General features: G+C 39.7%; 15 protein-coding genes. 3 read left to right on the plus strand and 12 right to left on the minus strand.

The features are described 5' to 3' along the window. The first annotated feature begins 35 nt into the window (after window positions 1-35). Both AWN68_RS03865 and AWN68_RS03870 read left to right on the plus strand, forming a co-directional pair. Window positions 36-944, plus strand: a complete 909-nt coding sequence (locus AWN68_RS03865) for an ABC transporter ATP-binding protein (protein ID WP_068412208.1) — start codon at window positions 36-38, stop codon at window positions 942-944. Then, window positions 941-1753, plus strand: a complete 813-nt coding sequence (locus AWN68_RS03870; RefSeq protein ID WP_068411717.1) for an ABC transporter permease — start codon at window positions 941-943, stop codon at window positions 1751-1753. Before AWN68_RS03865 ends, AWN68_RS03870 begins: the two co-directional genes overlap by 4 nt. A gap of 219 nt (window positions 1754-1972) precedes the next feature. Here the strand turns inward: AWN68_RS03870 and AWN68_RS03875 are convergent, their stop codons facing one another. Beyond that, window positions 1973-2818 carry a 1,4-dihydroxy-2-naphthoyl-CoA synthase gene (locus tag AWN68_RS03875; protein WP_068411720.1) on the minus strand — a complete coding sequence of 282 codons (846 nt, stop codon included), beginning with the start codon at window positions 2816-2818 and terminating at the stop codon, window positions 1973-1975. A gap of 46 nt (window positions 2819-2864) precedes the next feature. Continuing rightward, a complete protein-coding gene (locus tag AWN68_RS03880; protein WP_068411722.1) occupies window positions 2865-3152 on the minus strand; it encodes a DUF3817 domain-containing protein in 288 nt (95 codons plus the stop codon). A gap of 232 nt (window positions 3153-3384) precedes the next feature. Here AWN68_RS03880 and AWN68_RS03885 point away from each other — a divergent pair, with 232 nt between their 5' ends. Further along, complete coding sequence (locus AWN68_RS03885; protein WP_068412209.1) at window positions 3385-5487, plus strand: S9 family peptidase; 2103 nt, start codon at window positions 3385-3387, stop codon at window positions 5485-5487. 66 nt (window positions 5488-5553) lie between these two features. On the opposite strand, the gene AWN68_RS03890 is transcribed toward AWN68_RS03885, so the two are convergent. The 10 genes from AWN68_RS03890 to AWN68_RS03935 all read right to left on the minus strand — a co-directional run bounded on the left by AWN68_RS03890 (window position 5554) and on the right by AWN68_RS03935 (window position 19820). Beyond that, entirely contained in the window at window positions 5554-7356 is a 1803-nt protein-coding gene (locus AWN68_RS03890; RefSeq protein ID WP_157716069.1) for a potassium channel family protein, read from the minus strand. Window positions 7357-7532: 176 nt separating this feature from the next. Next, window positions 7533-7883: a DoxX family protein gene (locus tag AWN68_RS03895; RefSeq protein ID WP_068411728.1), complete on the minus strand. Its 351-nt coding sequence runs from the start codon at window positions 7881-7883 to the stop codon at window positions 7533-7535. An 81-nt stretch (window positions 7884-7964) separates the two neighbouring features. Next, a complete protein-coding gene (locus AWN68_RS03900; protein ID WP_068411730.1) occupies window positions 7965-9371 on the minus strand; it encodes a TolC family protein in 1407 nt (468 codons plus the stop codon). Continuing rightward, the gene (locus tag AWN68_RS03905) at window positions 9371-10726 is read right to left on the minus strand and encodes an HlyD family secretion protein (protein ID WP_068411733.1); all 1356 of its coding nucleotides are present in this window, start codon (window positions 10724-10726) and stop codon (window positions 9371-9373) included. Before AWN68_RS03905 ends, AWN68_RS03900 begins: the two co-directional genes overlap by 1 nt. 7 nt (window positions 10727-10733) lie before the next feature. Next, the gene (locus AWN68_RS03910; RefSeq protein ID WP_068411736.1) at window positions 10734-12455 is read right to left on the minus strand and encodes a peptidase domain-containing ABC transporter; all 1722 of its coding nucleotides are present in this window, start codon (window positions 12453-12455) and stop codon (window positions 10734-10736) included. Continuing rightward, window positions 12455-13141, minus strand: coding sequence for a TetR/AcrR family transcriptional regulator (locus AWN68_RS03915; RefSeq protein WP_068411739.1), 687 nt, complete (start codon window positions 13139-13141; stop codon window positions 12455-12457). Before AWN68_RS03915 ends, AWN68_RS03910 begins: the two co-directional genes overlap by 1 nt. Window positions 13142-13340: 199 nt before the next feature. Then, window positions 13341-15260 (minus strand): M1 family metallopeptidase, encoded by a 1920-nt coding sequence (locus AWN68_RS03920; protein ID WP_068411742.1) that lies wholly within the window; start codon window positions 15258-15260, stop codon window positions 13341-13343. A 151-nt stretch (window positions 15261-15411) separates the two neighbouring features. Then, window positions 15412-17496, minus strand: coding sequence for a ComEA family DNA-binding protein (locus tag AWN68_RS03925; RefSeq protein ID WP_068411745.1), 2085 nt, complete (start codon window positions 17494-17496; stop codon window positions 15412-15414). Then, entirely contained in the window at window positions 17496-18311 is an 816-nt protein-coding gene (locus AWN68_RS03930) for a PorV/PorQ family protein (protein ID WP_157716070.1), read from the minus strand. Before AWN68_RS03930 ends, AWN68_RS03925 begins: the two co-directional genes overlap by 1 nt. A gap of 81 nt (window positions 18312-18392) precedes the next feature. Next, complete coding sequence (locus tag AWN68_RS03935; RefSeq protein ID WP_172796028.1) at window positions 18393-19820, minus strand: BamA/TamA family outer membrane protein; 1428 nt, start codon at window positions 19818-19820, stop codon at window positions 18393-18395. Window positions 19821-19828: the final 8 nt, after the last annotated feature.

The raw sequence follows: 19828 nt of genomic DNA on the forward strand, positions 1-19828 counted from the left end.
GGTTGCTGAATATCAACAAAACTCAAAAACACGATTTGGAAACTGTATTGTCAATTAAAGGGCTCTCCAAGCAATATGGAAGAGTCAGGGCACTTGATAACCTCAATCTTGAGGTGAAGAAAGGAGATGTCTTCGGCATTCTCGGCCCCAACGGTAGCGGAAAAACGACTACCCTCGGTATTATCTTAAGCGTAATTAACCAAACCAGTGGTCAATTTGAATGGTTTGGAGAAAAAGCGAATAAGGATACCCGAAAAACAATAGGAGCTATTTTAGAGCATCCCATTTTTTATCCCTACCTCACTGCGGTTCAAAACCTCAAAATTGTATGCGATATCAAGGAAGTCCCTTATGCTAGGGTAGACGAGGTATTGACGCAAGTAGGACTTGATGAGCGCAAGGATACAAAATTTAAAACCTTCTCACTGGGAATGAAGCAGCGTCTGTCCATTGCGTCAGCATTGCTTTGCAACCCTACGGTAATGATTCTGGATGAGCCTACGAATGGCCTCGATCCTCAAGGAATTGCCGAAATCAGAGAACTCATTATTGAAATTGCCAATAGTGGTAAAACCATCATTATTGCTAGCCATTTACTAGACGAAGTTCAAAAAGTATGCTCACATTTCTGTGTGCTCCAGCGCGGTAAATTGATCTATAATGGATTGGTAGAAGACGTTGGTAAGGGCTCAGTTTCTGTAGAAGTAAAAGCCGATCATGACGATTTGCAGACCGTTTTGGAGGCATCAGGTCTCGGGACGACAGTGAAGCGAGAACTTGATAAGTACATTATTAAGATGGAGGGAGATCATTCCGCTGCAGAAGTAAATGCTTATCTGTTCAAGCAGGGAATCACCGCCAAGCATTTGCTGGTGCAATCGAAGAGCCTTGAAAAGCAATTCTTAGAAATTTTAGCTGGTAATAAAGAAGGAGGTGCCCAATGATGAGATTACTGAAAATAGAACTGAAAAAAGTAATGCCAAACCGTGCATTTAAGGTATTGGCCATTATGTACATCGTTGCAATGGTTATTGTGAGCATGGGGGTAATGCCCTTCTTCCAGTTTCTGAAGGCAAAATTTACTGAATTTGGTGCTGACGGGATTGATCCAACCATTATTCCTTTTTATGAGTTTCCAGACATTTGGCAGAACCTCACAAGTGTGATGATCTGGTTTAAGATGTTGCTTGGCTTTAGTCTAATATTCTCAATCACCAACGAGTATTCGTATAGAACCATCAGGCAAAATGTAATTGATGGCCTGACTAAAAATGAATTTATTTGGTCGAAGATTATTATGGCTGGCTTTTTAAGTGCTGTGTCAACGTTAGCCTTATTTGTGCTAGGCTTGATAACAGGCTTCATTTATTCAAGTGAAATTTCTTTCGCGCTCGTATTCAGCGATGTTTATTTCCTTTTGGCCTTTTTCTTCCAGCTGTTCGCATTCTTGCTTTTTACGCTTTTTGTTGGGACGCTCATAAGGAAATCGATTATAGCCATGGGCTTACTGATTTTCTGGGTTTTGGCTGTTGAAAATGGGTTTTATGTTTGGAGTAAAGTGAAGAATATTGAATGGGTTGAGTACCTTCTTCCTGTAAAAACTATTAATTCGCTAATTCATAATCCGTTCCCAAAATATGCCTTTATGGAAGTACAAGACTATGTTGCTTGGCACGAAATGGGTCTTGTTATACTGTGGGGAGCCCTATTCTATTGGGCTACGACAAGAATGGTATTAAAAAGAGATTTATAGAGAACTCCCTTTAACTTAAAAACAAAAGCCCTGTTCGTTTTATACGGACAGGGCTTCTTTATGGTCATTGCGAGCCTTTAATTCGATTCTGAGAGATGCCGATTACGCGAAGCAATCTCTCCTTTAAAATCACAGAAACTGCGGTTTTGAGACTTTTTAGTTTCAGTCCATTGCTAAAGCATGTCTTGCATCTCGCAGTGACGGTTCTGATTTGTCAACTTAAGGAATCCATTTAATGTCTTTAAAATTGGGTTTTCGCTTTTCTAAGAAGGCATTTCTACCTTCTTTGGCTTCGTCTGTCATGTAAGCAAGCCTGGTTGCTTCTCCAGCAAATACCTGCTGCCCAACCATCCCGTCATCAGTTAAGTTCATAGCGAATTTCAACATTTTGATCGAAGTGGGTGACTTCTCTAAAATCTCTTGTGCCCATTGGTAGGCAGTATCTTCCAATTCATCATGTGGAATTACTGCATTCACCATACCCATATCAAAAGCATCTTGGGCAGAATAATTTCTTCCTAAGAAGAAGATTTCTCTTGCCCTTTTTTGACCTACCATTTTGGCCAAATATGCAGAGCCATAACCACCATCAAAACTGGTGACATCGGCATCCGTTTGCTTGAAAATAGCATGTTCTTTACTTGCCAAGGTCAGGTCACAAACGGTGTGGAGGCTATGTCCGCCACCAACAGCCCATCCTGGCACTACGGCAATCACAACTTTCGACATAAAACGGATTAAACGCTGAACTTCAAGGATATTTAACCTTGGCATTCCATCATCATCTACATAGCCTTGGTGGCCTCTAGCATTTTGGTCACCACCGCTGCAAAATGCCCAGCCACCATCTTTGGCCGATGGGCCTTCGCCTGAAAGCAAAACTACACCGATGGAAGTGTCTTCGCGGGCGTCTAAGAATGCATCGAATAATTCTGACACAGTTTTAGGACGAAAAGCATTACGCACTTCTGGGCGGTTGAATGCAATTCTAGCTACGCCATCGCCTGATTTTTTGTAGGTGATGTCTTGGTATTCTTTAACGGTGGTCCAATTGGGTGTATTCATAATGCTTTATTTGTTGCTAAGATAAAACTTTTGATTGGGAGGGGATTTAATTTTCATCCCTGAAATATTTCTTTTCAGCTATAAAAGTACCAAAGGGAAGAAGAGAGGCCAATAATGATAAAAATGTAACGACTATGGACCACTGCTTTTTTCTTGCTACAATAAGTACCCAAAGGCAATAACTGACAAATAACACTCCGTGCGCCAAGCCAACGGGGTGGGTGGGCTCCGGAATGTTGAAGATATATTTTAGGGGCACGCAAATGCCGAGTAAAAGTAAATAACTTATTCCTTCTAAAATGGCGAGTAATCGAAGTGTTTTTAGGTGGTTCATGTTCGGTTTATCCTTATTCGCTGCGAAGATAGGTAATGAAGTATTTGACACTGAGCTTTATCTTTCTTTTTTGGCAGCCATTATTGAATAGATTACGATGATAACCAATACGGACTGATGTTATAATGTATTGACCGTATAATCACTTTATACTATTTTTTTACAGTCGAAAGTAGTAGTATTAGCCACGTGTTCCCTTTTTGGAATGAAAATCGATATTAAAATGAACTCAATGAAAAAGAAACTTGCATCAGTGATAGCCGCTGTGGTCTTTTTGGCTAGCAGTGCGAGCATTTTGACAGCGCAGGACAAGCTAAAAAGCATGCCTGGTTATGATCAATATCAGAAGGTAGCACCTCAGATTAGATCGTCCGTTGTTTCGGGAAGCCTATTTGTACAGTGGAGTGACGATGGATCGTCATTTGAGTACACAAAGGATGGTAAGAGATACCAGTATGACGTTAAAAAGAAAAAGACAACTGAAATCGATGCGCCAGAAGCAGCGTCTAGAGGAAGAGGTTTCAGCCGTGGTCCAGCCAGGGGAAGACAATTTCCTTCAGCGGATTCTCCTGACGGTAAATTAATGGCTTTTACAAAGGACAGAAACATGTACCTGAGTAATCCTGACGGAAGCAATGTCGTTGCTATCACTACCGATGGTAATCCTGAGAATCAAATCAAGTATGGTATTGCCACTTGGGTTTATGGTGAAGAACTAGGTCAGCGTACTGCTATGTGGTGGTCGCCTGACAGTAAAAAGATTGCTTTTTACAGATTTGATGAGAAGAATGCTCAAAAGTACTATGTGCTTTTAGATCAACTGAAACTTTATGATTCTCTGGAAGTAATGTCTTACCCTAAAGTGGGTGCAGATAATTTGCCTGTTGACTTGATGGTGTATGATATTGACACCAAGCAAATGAAGAAATTGGATACCCGTGATGGCAAGCCATTTAACGATGGTGCCGTAGGTACCTACCTTTATGGCATGGATTGGACGCCTGATGGAAAGGAATTGCTTTTCCATAGCACCAACCGCAAGCAAGACATCATGGAGTACCGTGCTGCTGATCCAATTACAGGGAAATCTAGAGTAGTAGTTCGGGAAGAGTGGTTACCAAGTTTCACGAAAAACACTCCTGAAATTCAAGTTTTAGAAGATGGAAAGCGTTTCGTTTGGGCTTCTGAGCGTTCTGGCTTCAATAACTACTATCTATACAATTTTGATGGTACATTGATCAATGCCATTACTAGTCATCCTTTCGAAGTATCAAACATTGTTAAGATAGACGAGAAAGCTGGTGAAATGTATTACATGGCCAGAAGTGGTGAAAACCACATGAAAATGCAGTTACACAGAGTGAAATTAGATGGGACAAAAGATACCCGTTTAACTGACCCTAAATTTAACCACAGTGTGAATGTTTCTCCTGATGGGAAATATTTTGTGGATGTTGCTCAAACACATAACATTGCGCCTGTTACTAATCTGGTAGATGCAAAAGGTAAAGTAGTTGCTGAGTTAGCGAAAAGTGATTTGACTAAGTTCAATGAACTAGGATTGAAAAAAGCAGAGGTATTTACATTCACTTCGGCTGATGGGGTTACACAGCTACACGGAATGATTAACTTCCCATCTAACTTCGATCCTAACAAAAAATACCCAACGCTTTTGGCCAACTACGGTGGCCCAGCGACAAACGAATTCTCTGAGAACTTTTCTATGCCAAGTCCATTGACTGAGTATGGATTCTTAGTAGTAAGTATTGATGGTAGAAACGTGAGAGGTAGAGGTAAGAGATTACTTGATCAACTCTATGGTCACTTGGGTATTGTGGAGCAAGATGACTTTGCGGAAGGTATTAAATCACTTTATAACCGCCCTTATTTCGATAAAAACAGAGTGGGTGTATATGGAACTTCTTATGGTGGAACTACTGCAGCGATGAGTTTGCTAAGATTTCCTGATGTATACCAAGCCGCTGTTGCTAATTCAGCTGTTGCGGATTGGGTATTCTATGACAACATCTATACTGAGCGTTACATGAACCTTTTAGAGGATAACAAAGCAGGGTATGATAATTTCAGGCTAGCTAAGTATGCGCCAAACTTGAAAGGTGAATTGATGATTTATTATGGAACTGCGGACAACAACGTTCACCCGTCTAACTCAATGCAATTGATCAAGGCTTTACAAGATGCAGGCAAGAGTTTCGAAGTTCAAGTAGGTCCTGATAGAGGTCATACGGCAGTGAACTCTGAAAGAATGATGGAGTTCTTTATTCAGCATTTAGTATTGACAAATCAGCCTTTGACTTCGATTCAGAGACGTTAAGAGAATCAATCTTATATGTATTAAGAGAGCAGTGCTATTTGGCGCTGCTTTTTTTTATGCTGTGGTTTAATTGAGCAACTGTGATATCAGCGATACACTGAATATGGTAAGCATAAACCAGCCAATAAAACCTTCTATAATGGCTAAATAGCGAGGGAGGCCTTTGATAGGAATTTCGCCAAAGCCCAAAGTAGTAAAGGCATTAATGCTTAACATAAGGGCATTGAGCACGCGTATGGAGAGGTCGAAACCGACACCAATAATCAGGTAGGTCCCAATTTGTATGTTTTTCCAACGCTTTTGAGTAGGGCTAAGCTTATGCCACTCGCCACTCAGAATATCGGTGAACTTAAGTGCTTTGCTTGTGAGTTTTGTGCCTACCATGGCCGCATTATACACTGGTTTAGACCAAACAATAAAGAAACGAGGTAGTTCTAATTTCCCATCCTCTATTCGCTTTTTAAAAGCATCATATTCACTGAGTTCTTTCTTTTTCTCTACCAAGTAGATGTCGTTCATGCCTTCTTTGCTTCGCAGGTATTTTTGGAAGAAGTCGAAACGATGCAGTATTCTATGCTTGCCTTGTTCATCCCAACTATTTGGGAAAAAGAGATAAATGAAGGCGAATAGAATGACCACATTTACCGAAAACACTATGGCTTTTGAAGGCTCTGTTCCGTAATCCGAAAAGGCCTTGAGAAACTGATTTACTTTCCATTTAAAGAATGTATTGAAGGATGGATTTTGAGAATAGAGATAAGCTAAGCGCTCCGTCTCTAAGTTTTTAATTCCAATATAAACTGTATTTACATCTTCTAAATCGTGTTGAGCCTTATATAAATCAAGGAGCTTACCCCTCAACTTCACTTCTTGTTTGTACGATTTTCCAAACTGAACTATATCATTTTTATAGTTAGCGAGAATGCTATCATTGGCTTCATAACTTATGAAGCTACTCATTTTCACAGAATCAGCGAGGGTATTGAAGTAGTCGTTATAGCCTTGTGATGAGATCAATTGATCGCCCCATTGAGACCACTGGAAAGTACTGCTGGTGGTTAGGTCATCAAAATCCAAGAGCACATGATTGTTAAAGGTGTTTTCTTCCAAGATGGAAGTATTCAATTCCATAGAACCTAAAACCTTTATTTCAGCAATCCACTCCCCAAAGTCGTTACCGGAGACATCTACCTGATCCGTTAAATTTCCAGTGATGGTAACTCTACCTTGTTCATAAAACGTACAGTTTTTAACGGTAACTGAGACTACTGAAGTCCCATTGAATCTAGACCCTCGCCCTTCTTTAGAGCCCCATATTTCAGAATTTTCGATCCTTATTCGAGATCTCATTTTTTCATCTGTAGTACCTAAATCCATGTTTACGCTTTTCTTGAGCTTACTGTCTGTTACGGCTACGGCTAGATTTATGCTTCGGCTGTTTCTATCTAATAATTCAATCGTGTTTGCCATGGACTCTGTTGACATAATGGTCAGTCGTCCTTCGAATGTACAGTTTGTAAACAGCACAGATGAAGTGTTGCGCAACGCAACACTCTTATTGAATTTGATATGATGCAAGGGGATGGACTGTCTTCTGTCAGAAATATCGAAGTGTACATTAGTGAGCACTAATTCTTTGTCTATTACAATGGTGTCAGTATTATTGAAGACCCTTATGAAACTTCCAGGTGCACTACTATATCCAAAACGACTATCGGTAGCCTGATCATATTTAATAATGGCATTCTCAAGCCTAAAAGTGGAGTCTTCCGAACTTTCTATCATCTGAAAAAGCTCAGCGTAAGAGTAGTTCTTAAACTCACTGGTTTGGGCGAACAACCACTGGGAGGCAGACAAAAATAAAAGCAATATGAAGATTAACCTAAAACGAGGGTGGGTTTGCATAGAGTAGTTTGTGGTTGTGCTGCTTGAGTAAAATAGTACTGAATATACCGAAAATGCTGGCGAAATCAATTTTATTGACTCGTCTGTGATTTTAGACGAGTAGATCGACTGCTGGTTTAGTGTTCAGTAGAATAGACTGGCTAGGTAAACGTCCAAGCCCAATAGATTAAAAAGGCTTGAAGTGGAAGCCTAATCCAAAGTGCGATAATGTACCATGTCTTTTTAACCTTATTCGTTTGGAGCATGTGGATATTGGCGGGAAAAACCCCAATGAGCACAGCAATAATTCCCCAAGCACCAATTTCTTGAGTAGCGGGAAAGAGCAATAAAGCACCAAAAACGATTTCGAAAACTCCACTCACATACACCAATGGTAGATGGTAAGGGAGGTAACGCGGCATAATCCTGAGGTATGCTTTAGGTTTAATAAAATGCATGACACCCGCTAAAATGTACATGATACTCATAATGTAAAGCGAAGAGTTTTCCATAGTTAGTGATGCATTCAATTGGCTAAATATAAGCCAAATCAGCTGGCCCACTAGTATAGTTTAAATTGTGGCGATGATATACTAAAATAGCCGACCCGAAGCATAATCAATTCCAGTGCTTGAAATATTGAATTTAGAAACCAATGCGATTACCTTGAGCCTAGCGTCAATTAAGCTGGATTCACGGGAGTTGACTAGGAAAAGAGAGCTTTCTCCTGTGTCAAATTTAATCTTCTCACCTTCAAGCAAGCGGCCATAGTTAAGAACTGCGTCTTTGTAAATTTCTACTTGTTCCCTTAAGGCAATATGCTCGTTGAAATAGCTGAGTACTTTATTCTTTATTTCCTGTTGCTTTTGGCGTTGGCCGAACTGTGTTTGTTGAATTTTATACTTGGCCAATTGAAGGTTGCCGCGTTCTTCTCTCAGGAAGATAGGTAAGCTAAATTCAAGACCCCATTTGTAGTTTTGGCTTGAGAAATTGTTGATGAAGTTGTCACCAACTGGTTCGCTTAAGAAGTTATAGTTGAGGTTGAGTTTTGGTTTTATTTTCTCCGCTCTCAACTTTCTTTCAATCTCTAATGAAGACAATTTAAAGTCATAAAGCTGCATGTCAGGATGAGCACTTGGAATGGCATCAACTATGGTTTGAAGTGTATCAAAAGAAGTTTGAATGCTCAGCACAATCTCATCGAAAAGGGGAGGTCTGAGTTCATTAGTAATCTCTAATGGCGTATTGTTTACAAACCACAAGTAGTTCGAGAGTTCGAGTGTAGCATTTTGGTAGGCAAGCTTATACTCGTTGCGGCTCAGTTCTCTGTTTTGAATCTGAATTTTGGCTTCCAGCGTATCTATGGCTGGTTTGTCACCGAGTAGGTAGCTGTTTTTTACGGCTTCAAAACGAGTGACGGCTAAGCTGACAGATTCTTCAAAAACGTTATACTCATTATAGGTCTGCACCCATTTCCAATATTGCTTGATGGCATCAAAGTAAAGTTCATTCATCAGTACTTTTTGCTCAGCGATAGTGGAAGAGGCGAATACATTGGCTTTTTGCAACTCAGCCCTGCGTTTATCAATAAATAAGCCCTGACCTAGTGATACTGAAATACCGCCATACCAAAGCCCTCCATTGGGGACTTTATTTTCAGGGTTTAAGTATATACCTCTGTTCTGCTCAAACCCAGTTTTAAATTCAACACCATACCAAGTCGGGATTTTTAATCCACTGTTCAGAATGCTGTAATATTCCTTTTCGTCAAACTGTTTTTGATCTAAGTTGGCGAATAACTTTGGGTCAAATCCACCACGAGCAGCTCGAATAGAGCTTTCTCCTTGGTCGATCAAAAGCCTGCCTTGCTGTGCAACTGGGTGATAGTTTTCTATATACCAAAGAAGCTGATCTTGGGTGAACACTTTGTTTTCCTCTTGCCCAAAGGTGAAATTATAGCAGACTGAAAGTAATAAGATGGTTTTGGTCAATCTTCTCATTACTTCTTTTTTTGGATTTTGTCCGAACTGTTTTCCGAAACATAATAGTCTGCTGGAAAGCCATTGAGTTTTCTCCATAGCTCATACCATATCGGTACATCCTTTAGCAAGGCCATTCCATTGGCACCAGAACCTACGCGTAAACCTTCTGGCCAAGCCTCATCATTATCATCTGGAGCGACCAAAACTCTATACTGTCCGTTCGGACTGGCGAAATTGTCTATGGCCACGACTTCACCTCCGAATGTTCCATACGACAGGTTGGGCCAGCCAGAAAAGGCAATGGACGGCCAGCCATCGAATATGAAACGGATGGGTTGACCTTCTCGAATCAAAGGCAAGTCCATAGGTTTAATGTAAAGTGAAACAGCCAAGTCATACTCAGATGGCATAATGGTGAGTAGTTGTTCCCCTTCCTTTAGAGTCTCTCCAATCCCTGACTTAATCGTCTCAGTAATGTATCCGTTTTGTGGGGCTGTAATGTAATGCATGCCCAACCTCACAGAATAATTCTTATACTGATTTTCCATTTTTGACACCGTGGCTTCGGTATCAAACTTATTGGACATTGCAGTGTATTTGTCTGATTCCGTTTTCGCCAGCTTGTCGCGGTATTGATTTTCAATAGAGTTAATTTCTACTTGGGCATTAATGAGTTCATTCCTGCTGCTGAGTAATTTGTTTTCGGCACTAATCTTTTTTGCTTGCGTTTCTTGAAGCTTTAATCGAGTGCTTTCTAAGTCTGTCAGCGATTTTAAACCGCTTTTATGAAGTTGCTCCATCCTCTCCAATTGGTTTTCGGCAATTGAATTGTTTGTTTTAGATGCTTGAAAATCAATGCTGTCCGATTGAATTTTAAGTTCTATTTGACGGATATAATTCTTGGCTTGCTCTAACTTGAGTTCCTTGGTTTTTAGTAAGGCCTCAATTTGGTTCTCTAAAGCATTTATTTTTCCTGAATAAGAATCTAAGCTTGAAGACTTAGAAGTGATTTGATCTTGCGTTCTAGATAGAAGTTCAGGATCGAAATAATCGTCTTTCACTTCGGATATATAGAGAAGTGTGTCTCCCTTATTTACATAATTGCCCTCTCTTACATACCACTTTTCTATTCGGCCACTAATAACGGAGTTCACGTTTTGCGGCCTCTGATCGGGCTGCAAAGTAGTCACTACACCTGTCGATCTAATGTTCTGTGTCCAAGGCAAGAACAGCGCAAGAATAAAAAGGATGAAGAATATAATGATGAGGCGAGTAAAGGTTTTACCAGCATGATAATCCTTTACCATGGCAAACGATCGGAATTTTGACGTATCAACCTTCCCCTCAATTTTGTTAGGACTTATGTTTAGCATGCTATTGTTATTTTTTTGAAAAAACGTTTGAATACCATGGGTAAGTGGTCATTGAGGCCACGGTACCCTTCGCTATTATTTCTCCCTTTTCCATAACAATGGTGCGGTCGAACTTATTTGCCACAAATGGGTCGTTGGAAACCGCTACTACCGTCCAATTCTGAGTTACCAGATAGTCTAAGAAAGAGCCTTTATCTTTTTCATTCAATTGATTAAAATCATTTTCTAAGAGAATCATTTTGAAATTCCCAGCAATACTTCTGGCCAACATTATCCTCAGGATAATACTCTGTGGTAAGTTGCGTCCTTCGGGCAATAGGGTAGTGTAATAGCCCTGAGGTATCGCATCTACAAAGTCTTTAAGACCAACTATTTCTGCTACTTGTTGTACTCGGCTCATGGTGATTTCAGGTTTTCCTAAAGAGATGTTCTCGAAAAGGGTTGCGTTGAAAATATCACCACGCGTAAGGTTGTCACCTATAAGTTTATGAAAGTCAGCTTTACACCAATTTGTCAATGGAACTCCTTGGCATGATATGGAGCCACTGTATTCATCGTATAAACCAGAAACAACATGGAGAAGCAGCGATTTACCCGAGCCATTATAACCCGATAAGCATATTTTTTCTCCTGATTCAATACTCAGGTTCACATTCCTGATGGTGTCTTCTTTTAAATAGCTGAACCTATAACCTAAATTGGTAATGTTAATGGATAGACCCAGTTCGTCTGATGTATCACCAGCAGTACCACTGTCGCTGTCGAGAGGAATGTCCGTTACATTCCCGATTTTTTCAATCGAAGTAAGAACATCATAAATGGTTTCCATACTCAGAATAAGCTTTTCAACAGAGGTTAATACAAGAATGATAATGATTTCAGCCGCTACGAATTGGCCAATGTTCATTTGCTGATTAATGACGAGAAGACCACCAATGAGGAGTAACCCAGCCGTTACCAATACCTTAAAACCGACTAGGTTAATGTATTGCGTAAGCAAGGTTTTGAAATGGGCTTTTCTTGAGGTTAAATAGCCCTCTACTACATCGTCCGTTTTAGATAAGGGTAATGGAGATTGACCCGCTAGCTTGAATGTTTCCATAGCACGGGCCAATTCTTCCAGCCAATGTGCAACCATGTACTTGTTTTTGGATTCGATGATGCTCGTTTTTAATCCTTTAGGCGCTGTAAAGCGGAATATTAAGTAAACGACCACCACCAAAAGCAGCCCGAACATTATAAAGAATGGGTGGTACAGTGAAAGCAGAATTAAGCCAAAGACCACCTGAAGCGTTGCACTCGAAAAGTCAATCAGAATTTTTGATAAGCCCTTTTGAACCGATAAAGTGTCAAAAAATCGGTTTGCAAGCTCTGGGATATAAGCGTTTTTTATCGACTCCATTTTCATTCTTGGAATGCGATAGGCAAACTCAAAAGCGGAGCGTGTGAATATTTTTTGCTGGATATTCTCCGTAATGGTGAGCTGCATAATTTGCATTACGCCTGAGGCTATAACTCCAACGATAACGAAAGTGACAAGAATAAACCACGAAGTAGAGACCTGACCTCCACTGATCAGGTTGATGATGGCTTGGATCCCTAGCGGTAGAGAAAGTGTGATAATTCCATTGAATAGCGCATATACATATACACTCATGATTTCACGCTTATCTACTTTAAGCATGTTCAAGAACCGTTTTACTGGAGAAATACTTATTGCTGGATTCATTATGGAGTATTTTGCTTAATGGTTGAAATGGCCATATCAGTATAGAATTGAGCGAGCACAACAGTGTTGTTTGAGATGTCCGTTAAGCTTGGCAGGTGGTCAGCAAAATATTTTTGATGATGAATGCCTTCTATGATGGTTGATGTTAAGGTGTTCGCAAACTTGAAATCGGGATTAATGTCTTTAATGATTTCGCTCACCCTGGCCGTTAATCTTTTATAACCAGCGTAAAAACCTTCCTTATTTGCGTCATCTACTAATTTGGTTAGGTAGGCTTTAGAAGATTCAGAGATTACAATCTTATTTAGCAAGCCAAGATTAATGTGACCAAATATTTCATTGTCTGGGATGTCCATTGAAACTACTTTAATAGCCACTTTAAGTCGCTCTTCGGCTGATGAGATGTTAGCCGTAGAAAAAACCAGGTGATACTCTAGCCAACCCCAATACCAAGAAGTAAGGTATAAAAGGAGCTTATGTTTGCTTTCAAAGTACCTGTATATAGAACTTTCGGTGGTTTCTAGCTTCAAAGCTAACTTCCTGAAAGTGAAACTTTCTAAGCCCATTTCATCGATTAAAACGATGCTGTTGGCAATTATCTTTTTACCAAGCTCCGATGAGTTTGGATCTTTTAAGAAGATCTTCTCATTGACTTGGATTTGCATTTGGCTGATTAGATTATTCATATCGCCAAAACCTAACGCTTACTTTTAGAAAAGGTTTAAATACTATTGGAAAAAGAATGAAAATAGACTTATTCGATAGTATTACTTTTAATATGAAGTATTTCACGATTTGAAAAACCTTTGAGTTTTCAGGATTGGGCATAAAAAAAGCAGCCCAACCTTTCGGCTGAGCTGCTCATTAATTTCTATTCTCAGTAAACTATTTGTTTGTTGTCAATGAGTTTACCTCCCACTTGTTGTTCCCTCTTTCTACATCGGCCATTCTTCCTGAAGGGTCAATTTCGATTGAAGCAATGTCAGACATTGGTCTGTCAATTGAGAAGTCATAAGTAGGGTTTACCCAAGCCCAGTCAGGGTGTACAATTCTTTTATCTTGAGTTTCGGCTGGCTTTTCGCCACGCATCATTCTCAAAGCCATGTAGTGTACTTCTTTAGAGCCGTCTTTGTAAGTGACAACCACGTCCATTGGCATTGGCATCATGCCTACTTTTTCTAAAGTAACATTGGTTTTGTTGCCTTCTCCGCTTACTTCTTTCACACCATAATCAATTGATTTTGTAGTGTAAACGAAGTATTCGTTATACCAATCCAACTCCAATCCTGATACTTTTTCGAAAGATCTGATAAGGTCATTAGGGTTTGGATGCTTGAATTTCCAATCATCAAAGTAAGCCAACAATGCTTTATTAAGATTTTCTTCACCCATTATGTAACCCATTTGGCTCATCCAAACAGCACCTTTACCATAAGCAGAGCTGCTATATGCACCATTCATGTTGAAATGGTCAGAGTGTGTGCTTAAAGGCTCTTCTCTTCCGCTTTTAGATAAACCTACATAGCTTCTTTGGCCTGAGTTATTTCCTAGGTTGTCTAAAGTAACTGCTGGTTCAGACTCTCCTCTTGTAACTCTATTAATGTGGCTCGAAATACGAGTGGAAGCATATGATGCAAACCCTTCATCCATCCATGGGTGAAGCGCCTCATTACTGCCTAATATTCCATGGTACCAATCGTGCATTGCTTCGTGAATGGTTACACCAATAAGGCTACCTCTTGATCCTGTGATCAATGTAGACATTGGGTATTCCATACCACCATCACCACCTTGAATCACTGAGAATTGCTTGTATGGGTACTCACCGAAGTTGGCGCTTGCATATTCAAACAACATTTCTGTTTGAGGCATCACTTTATCCCAGTTCTCTTCGTTTTGTCCTTCTTTATGAATGAAGTGAAGTACCATTCCATTCTTCATGGTTAATTTCTTGTGTACATATTCAGGGTCAGCTGCCCATACGAAATCATGAACATTTGGTGCAAAGAAGTGCCAAGTAAGTTTACCGTCTTCAATTTTTTGGTTTACAGTTTCACCTTCGTTTTCATAACCGTGACCAATTTCTAAAGGGTTCTGTAAGTAACCAGTACCGCCAATTAAGTAGTCTTTGTCAATTTTGATTTTAATATCAAAGCTACCCCAAACACCATAAAACTCACGGCCAATATATTCATCTGCATGCCAGCCTTGGTAATCATATTCTGCCATTTTAGGGAACCATTGTGCCATAGAATAACGTACGCCTTCAGCATTGTCACGACCAGTTCTTCTGATTTGAATAGGAACTTGCGCTTCAAACTCCATGTCAAAATCAACAGTGCTTCCTGGAGCAATCGGTTGGTCAAGTTGAACCTCTAAAACAGTTCCTACCACTTCATACTTTACAGGTTTTCCGTTTAATTTTAACGACTTGATTTTTTGGTATCCAATCTCGTCTTCTTTCAAATTGAAAATTCTATCTCTTACTCTGCGGTCTGGATCAGCGATGGTTCTAGATCTTACGTCCATCATACTTCCAGGTTGGAAAGCATTGAAGTATAGGTGATAGAAGACCTTGTCTAATGCATCAGGAGAATTGTTAGTGTATTTTACATTTTGGACTCCCTGATACCTGTTGGTATTCACGTCCATATCAATTTCCATTTTGTATTCAATGGCTTGTTGCCATCGGTCATTGTCAGGCTTTGTTGCCCCTGTTCCAGTTCCGTTTCCTTGAGAACAGGCCTGTAAACTAAGCATTAGCAAGGCCATGGAAAGGAAGTAATTTCCAAATTTTTTCGTCATCGTCTTTTAAGTTTAAAGATGTAAAGTATTAAACGGATGGCAGCAGTCCAAAACAATATTTTCGAGTGGTAGGGATTTAATGGTTTAGATACACGGAGGGTTGGAGAATTGAGTGATAATATTTACCGCCATAGTCTGAGTTCAGGCAGGCTCAATTCAATTTATAACGCACTTGAAATTTTAATTCTGTGCGTTTATTTCCTGAAATGGTTTCAAGTCCTGTCCCAATTTCATCACGGTCATAATAAGTTGTTTTGGCTATTCTTGCCCAAAGGTCCATTTCACGAAATACCTTATACTGTATTAATAGGTAGTTTCGAATTCCTTTACCACTGTATGCTGGAATAGAAAAGGCATAGAGCACATCGCGTTCATAAGCATATTGTTTGTTTTGACTCCCCTCTGTGTCGAATAGTGCCATTCGACTACTGAAGACCCAATCACCATTTTTATAAACGGCATCTTGAATAAAAGCATAACCTTTGGTTTTTTCATCTATCAAATGATATTCGCTGAATTGTACCCTCGATTTGAAATTAAACCGAATGCCAGAAGCATATTCCCAGTTAATGAGATATTGATCTTTACGGCCTGGTACAACGATGTTGTTATTTGAGGTTTCGATGCTGACATTGGTGTCTTTTAGCTCTCTTCTAAACTGACCGTATAACTTTATACGGCTACCTGGATTGTAGTTCAGTCGGAATAAATAATCATGTCCGTTGGAAGGCGTATCAACTCCAAACCGTAACCAAGGAAAATGATAAGTGTCATAGTAAGCCGTAAGGTAGAATTTTCTATTCAGGGTGTACTTGAGGCCCCAATAGACTCCCTTTTCATTGATGTTACGACTTCCTTCAGCAAAGGAAGTGCCCCGGAAAGTATGAAAATTCATTTGATAGGAGCGAAGCACCATGGCGAATTCTACACGCGGGGTTAAGCGGGTTGTAAAACCTCCAACAGCACCCAAACCACCACTTTTGGAAACCGCGCTTTCTCCAAAAAGTAAGAAATGTTGCCATTGATATTTTCCGTATATACCCATGTTAAAATTGGATTGGCCTCTAAATTCAAACTTATTGTAAGGTTGATTGCTCCTGAGAATTGGGACAGAAAAGTGATGAGCATTAACTATAGAACCTAATTCGGTTTGGTCATTTGGTCTAAAGTTGAGATTCATTCCGATAATAGTTTCTGCCACCTGCTTTTTATTGGCCAGTTCCGTTGGTGTACGGTGCATTCCTGTAAGCTGCAAGGAAGAGGTATAGGACACAAAACCTTCATCATTCGCACCTGTCTGAATATTTGCATCCTGATTTAAATGAGAGGCAAATGTGGTAGCAGTGAGCTTCTTGTGCAATGAATAACTTGCGGCAACACCTCTTAAAAAGCCACCTTCTAGTACCGAAGTATAAGGTTTAATGCCTAGGGTTACTCTATTGGCTGTGTTCACGGTTTCGGAACCCTTACCTACGCCAAAGCCAGCCCCAAAGAGTAAGCCTTGCCCAAATTGCAATTGATAATCTCCAATAATGAGCTTTTGCCATTTGCCCTGATTTTCGAGCATGAAATGAGCGGACCAAAAATCGTTGAAATAGGTTTTGCTTTTTGGATTCCAATGAAACTGTTCGCCAGCATCTTTTTCTGTAGTGAAGCCAATACTGAAATCATTTGGCTTGGAAACTCTATAACGAAGGTAGAATTTGTTGGCAGTTCCTGCATAACGTGAGTCGTCTGGTGATTTCTTTGGGCTATTGCCCTTTTTCTGGTTCAAAATTCGTTCGTAACGAGAAATAAAATAGTTGTTCCGTTCTTCTAGAATTCTTTGCAATAGGGGCCTTTCGTCCGTCAATGCATCCTTGGAGTTTACGGAAACAAAGGGCTTTAAGTGTTCAATAGTGGTGTAATCAAAACCCTCAATTACCTGAAGTTCATAGAGTGTAATTAGCTTTCCTTTTTGCTCAATGTAGTTCTGCAAGTTTTGAATCTGTGTGCTAGAAAGAATATATAAACTTTGAAGCGCATATGTGTTGGCGGTGTTGAGGTTTAGCGGATTTTGATAGAGCGTGAAAAGAGACTCATAGAGGTCCTCATAATTAATGTCTTCGGCTTGAAGGTTGAAAAGGTCTTCAATAAATGACTCTAGGTCAAACTGTTCTTCTTTTTGTGCTAGTAGCTTTTCTTCACAAAGGAGTAAAGCTGTAATCGTCACTATGAGTAACCGCGCACATTTCATTACTCATTGATTTGGAAGGTTAATCCGAAGTTGTGCGTGTGTCCTAATTTTCTGTCAATTCGAATTCCATAATCCAAACCGAAGCGATTGAGCTGCAAACCTCCACCAAAAGAATGAGTGTTGGTTAAGGTAGAAAAACCAGTTCTGACTTTTACTTTTTCTATTGCTTGATATTCTAAACCTAACTTTAAGTCTGGTTCAAGATCAATATCTTTTTCGCCTTCAATTGCTAGAACTATATCCTCTTTAGGGCTATAAGCCATCCCTAGACTTATTACTGTGGGTACTTTCTCTCTGTTATCGGCTGAAATTGAAGACTGGGTAAAGTTATAGATGTGCGCTCCAAATCTAAGCTGGGGAGTGAGGTCCGCCACTACTCCAATGTCGGAAAGCAAAGTGCTCTTGCTTCCAAAACCTTCTATATTATATTGTAGGTAGTTCAGTTTAAGTCCCAGTCTAATAATACCGGTCTTTTGGGCAATTGAAAGGCTTGCCATTTGACTATTGAAAACATCATCACCAAATCTAAAAACTGAAAAGCTAAAACTACCTATGCCTGTGGGCATTGCAACACCGGCCGAAACTGTATTAAAAGGAATAAAGTCGAAAATGGTTTTGTAGGCAAGAAGGGCGGTCAGTTGTTTTATGTCCGTAACGCCAGCTGGATTATTGAATATAGACCAACTATCATGAAATACTGAAGACACACCACCCATACTAAGCGCTCGTGGCCCAATGGGGGCTCGACTGGCTTGCTGGGCGGAAACTTTGAGCGAAAGATAGAATATGATTAAAATAGCATAAATAATTTTCACAAATTGAAAATACAATATTTTGAATTAATCCTAAAATATTTTTTTACTATTTAAAACAGTCTAGCCCTGTGCTTTATACTCTTAAAGGGCTGATCTAAAATTGACGAAGAACCCGGTTTGCTTCTGTCGGTTTACACTAAATTCAAAACGCACTACAAAGTCATAGTAAGTGACAATGTCTAACCCAAGGCCTGCACTAAGCATTAATTCTCTATTGTAGAAATTGTTGGTGGTAGAACGAATAGGGTCTCCAGTATAACCCATATCTACGAATGCCTTAAAGTAAAAAGCATAAGGCATAGTTCTAAATTGATCAATCAGACTTCTTCTACTTAACACTTGAATACCTGAAATAAATTTGTATTTGAACTCACTTCGGTTCGATACGAATGCATTACTTTCAACCACATAACGTTCATAGCCACGAATGAAATCTGGACGATAACCAAAGCCAGAGCGTAGCATGTAAGGAATTTCGTCACTGAAATTATAATACCCTTCAAGGCTATTGGCCAAGTATAGCTTACCACCCAAGTCAAAGAAGTTACTCGTGGAGCCACGTAGTGAGAACATGTTCAGGTCATTAAAAATACCCAAACCATAATTACTGACTTCCCCTCTAAATAAATTGCCAGATAGTGGGTAAGCGAAGTAATCTCGGTTATCCCATGAGTAAACATAGCTTAGCCTGAAATACTTCTGTAATGCTTCTCCATTTTGAAAGTATTCTGAATTTGCATCAGTAATGAGTTCGCTGACACTTGCTCGGCTGAAACCCGCGTCAATTGAGTGTCGACTATAAAATGAAGGGCGATAAGTGAGCGTTCCACTCGAAGAGAAAATTCTTCGGTTAATATCGTCCGATTGTTCAAATTCGAGTCTGTGTCCATCGGTATTGGTGGCTACTGTTTTGTTATTCGCGAAGCTAGTTCTTAATGTAAGTCCTAAGGTTTGAGCCTTATTGATATATGGTCGTTGATATTGTAATTCGTACTGCTTTGTGAAACCAAACTGGGTTCTAAAGATGAGTTTGTCATTTCGTCCTGTTAGGTTAAAATGATAAAGTTGAATCCCATAGTTAACCCTTGAGAAATCGCGTTTTTGATTAACCCACCATTCAGTGAAATTTCGATCGGCTAATTTAAAGATGGGAAGGGGGAAAATGTACCAGCGTTCTTGTAATCGAATTAATATATCCACTTCAGTGTCGGAAGTAAAAAGTGGAACGACTTCTACCGTAATGAACAAGCGAGTGTTAATTAACTTTTGCTGACTTAGAACAATCGACTGGTTAAATTCTTGAATATCAACTTTGTCACCTTCTATAAAATCGAGCTCTCTGAGAATGATTTCGGCTTTGGTTTTTTTGTTCCCTGTAATATAGGTTTTACCTATTTTGATATAGCCAGCGCTCAGGCTGTCTGTAAATAGAGTGTTTTGTCCAAAGCCGCGTAGGCTGAGGACACATAGGAAAGTTAAGATAGCTATCCCCTTCAAACTCTTTTTCAAGGTTATTC

The sequence above is a fragment of the Roseivirga echinicomitans genome (genome assembly GCF_001592935.1).
Lineage (GTDB): Bacteria > Bacteroidota > Bacteroidia > Cytophagales > Cyclobacteriaceae > Roseivirga > Roseivirga echinicomitans.

What these genes read in the sequence shown, in the direction of transcription:
- AWN68_RS03910 (WP_068411736.1), bottom strand. Translation starts at nt 12,455, where the DNA reads ATGAATCCAGCAATAAGTATTTCTCCAGTAAAACGGTTCTTGAACATG.
- AWN68_RS03875 (WP_068411720.1), bottom strand. Translation starts at nt 2,818, where the DNA reads ATGAATACACCCAATTGGACCACCGTTAAAGAATACCAAGACATCACC.
- AWN68_RS03870 (WP_068411717.1), top strand. Translation starts at nt 941, where the DNA reads ATGATGAGATTACTGAAAATAGAACTGAAAAAAGTAATGCCAAACCGT.
- AWN68_RS03915 (WP_068411739.1), bottom strand. Translation starts at nt 13,141, where the DNA reads ATGAATAATCTAATCAGCCAAATGCAAATCCAAGTCAATGAGAAGATC.
- AWN68_RS03900 (WP_068411730.1), bottom strand. Translation starts at nt 9,371, where the DNA reads ATGAGAAGATTGACCAAAACCATCTTATTACTTTCAGTCTGCTATAAT.
- AWN68_RS03885 (WP_068412209.1), top strand. Translation starts at nt 3,385, where the DNA reads ATGAAAAAGAAACTTGCATCAGTGATAGCCGCTGTGGTCTTTTTGGCT.
- AWN68_RS03905 (WP_068411733.1), bottom strand. Translation starts at nt 10,726, where the DNA reads ATGCTAAACATAAGTCCTAACAAAATTGAGGGGAAGGTTGATACGTCA.
- AWN68_RS03880 (WP_068411722.1), bottom strand. Translation starts at nt 3,152, where the DNA reads ATGAACCACCTAAAAACACTTCGATTACTCGCCATTTTAGAAGGAATA.
- AWN68_RS03925 (WP_068411745.1), bottom strand. Translation starts at nt 17,496, where the DNA reads ATGAAATGTGCGCGGTTACTCATAGTGACGATTACAGCTTTACTCCTT.
- AWN68_RS03920 (WP_068411742.1), bottom strand. Translation starts at nt 15,260, where the DNA reads ATGACGAAAAAATTTGGAAATTACTTCCTTTCCATGGCCTTGCTAATG.
- AWN68_RS03895 (WP_068411728.1), bottom strand. Translation starts at nt 7,883, where the DNA reads ATGGAAAACTCTTCGCTTTACATTATGAGTATCATGTACATTTTAGCG.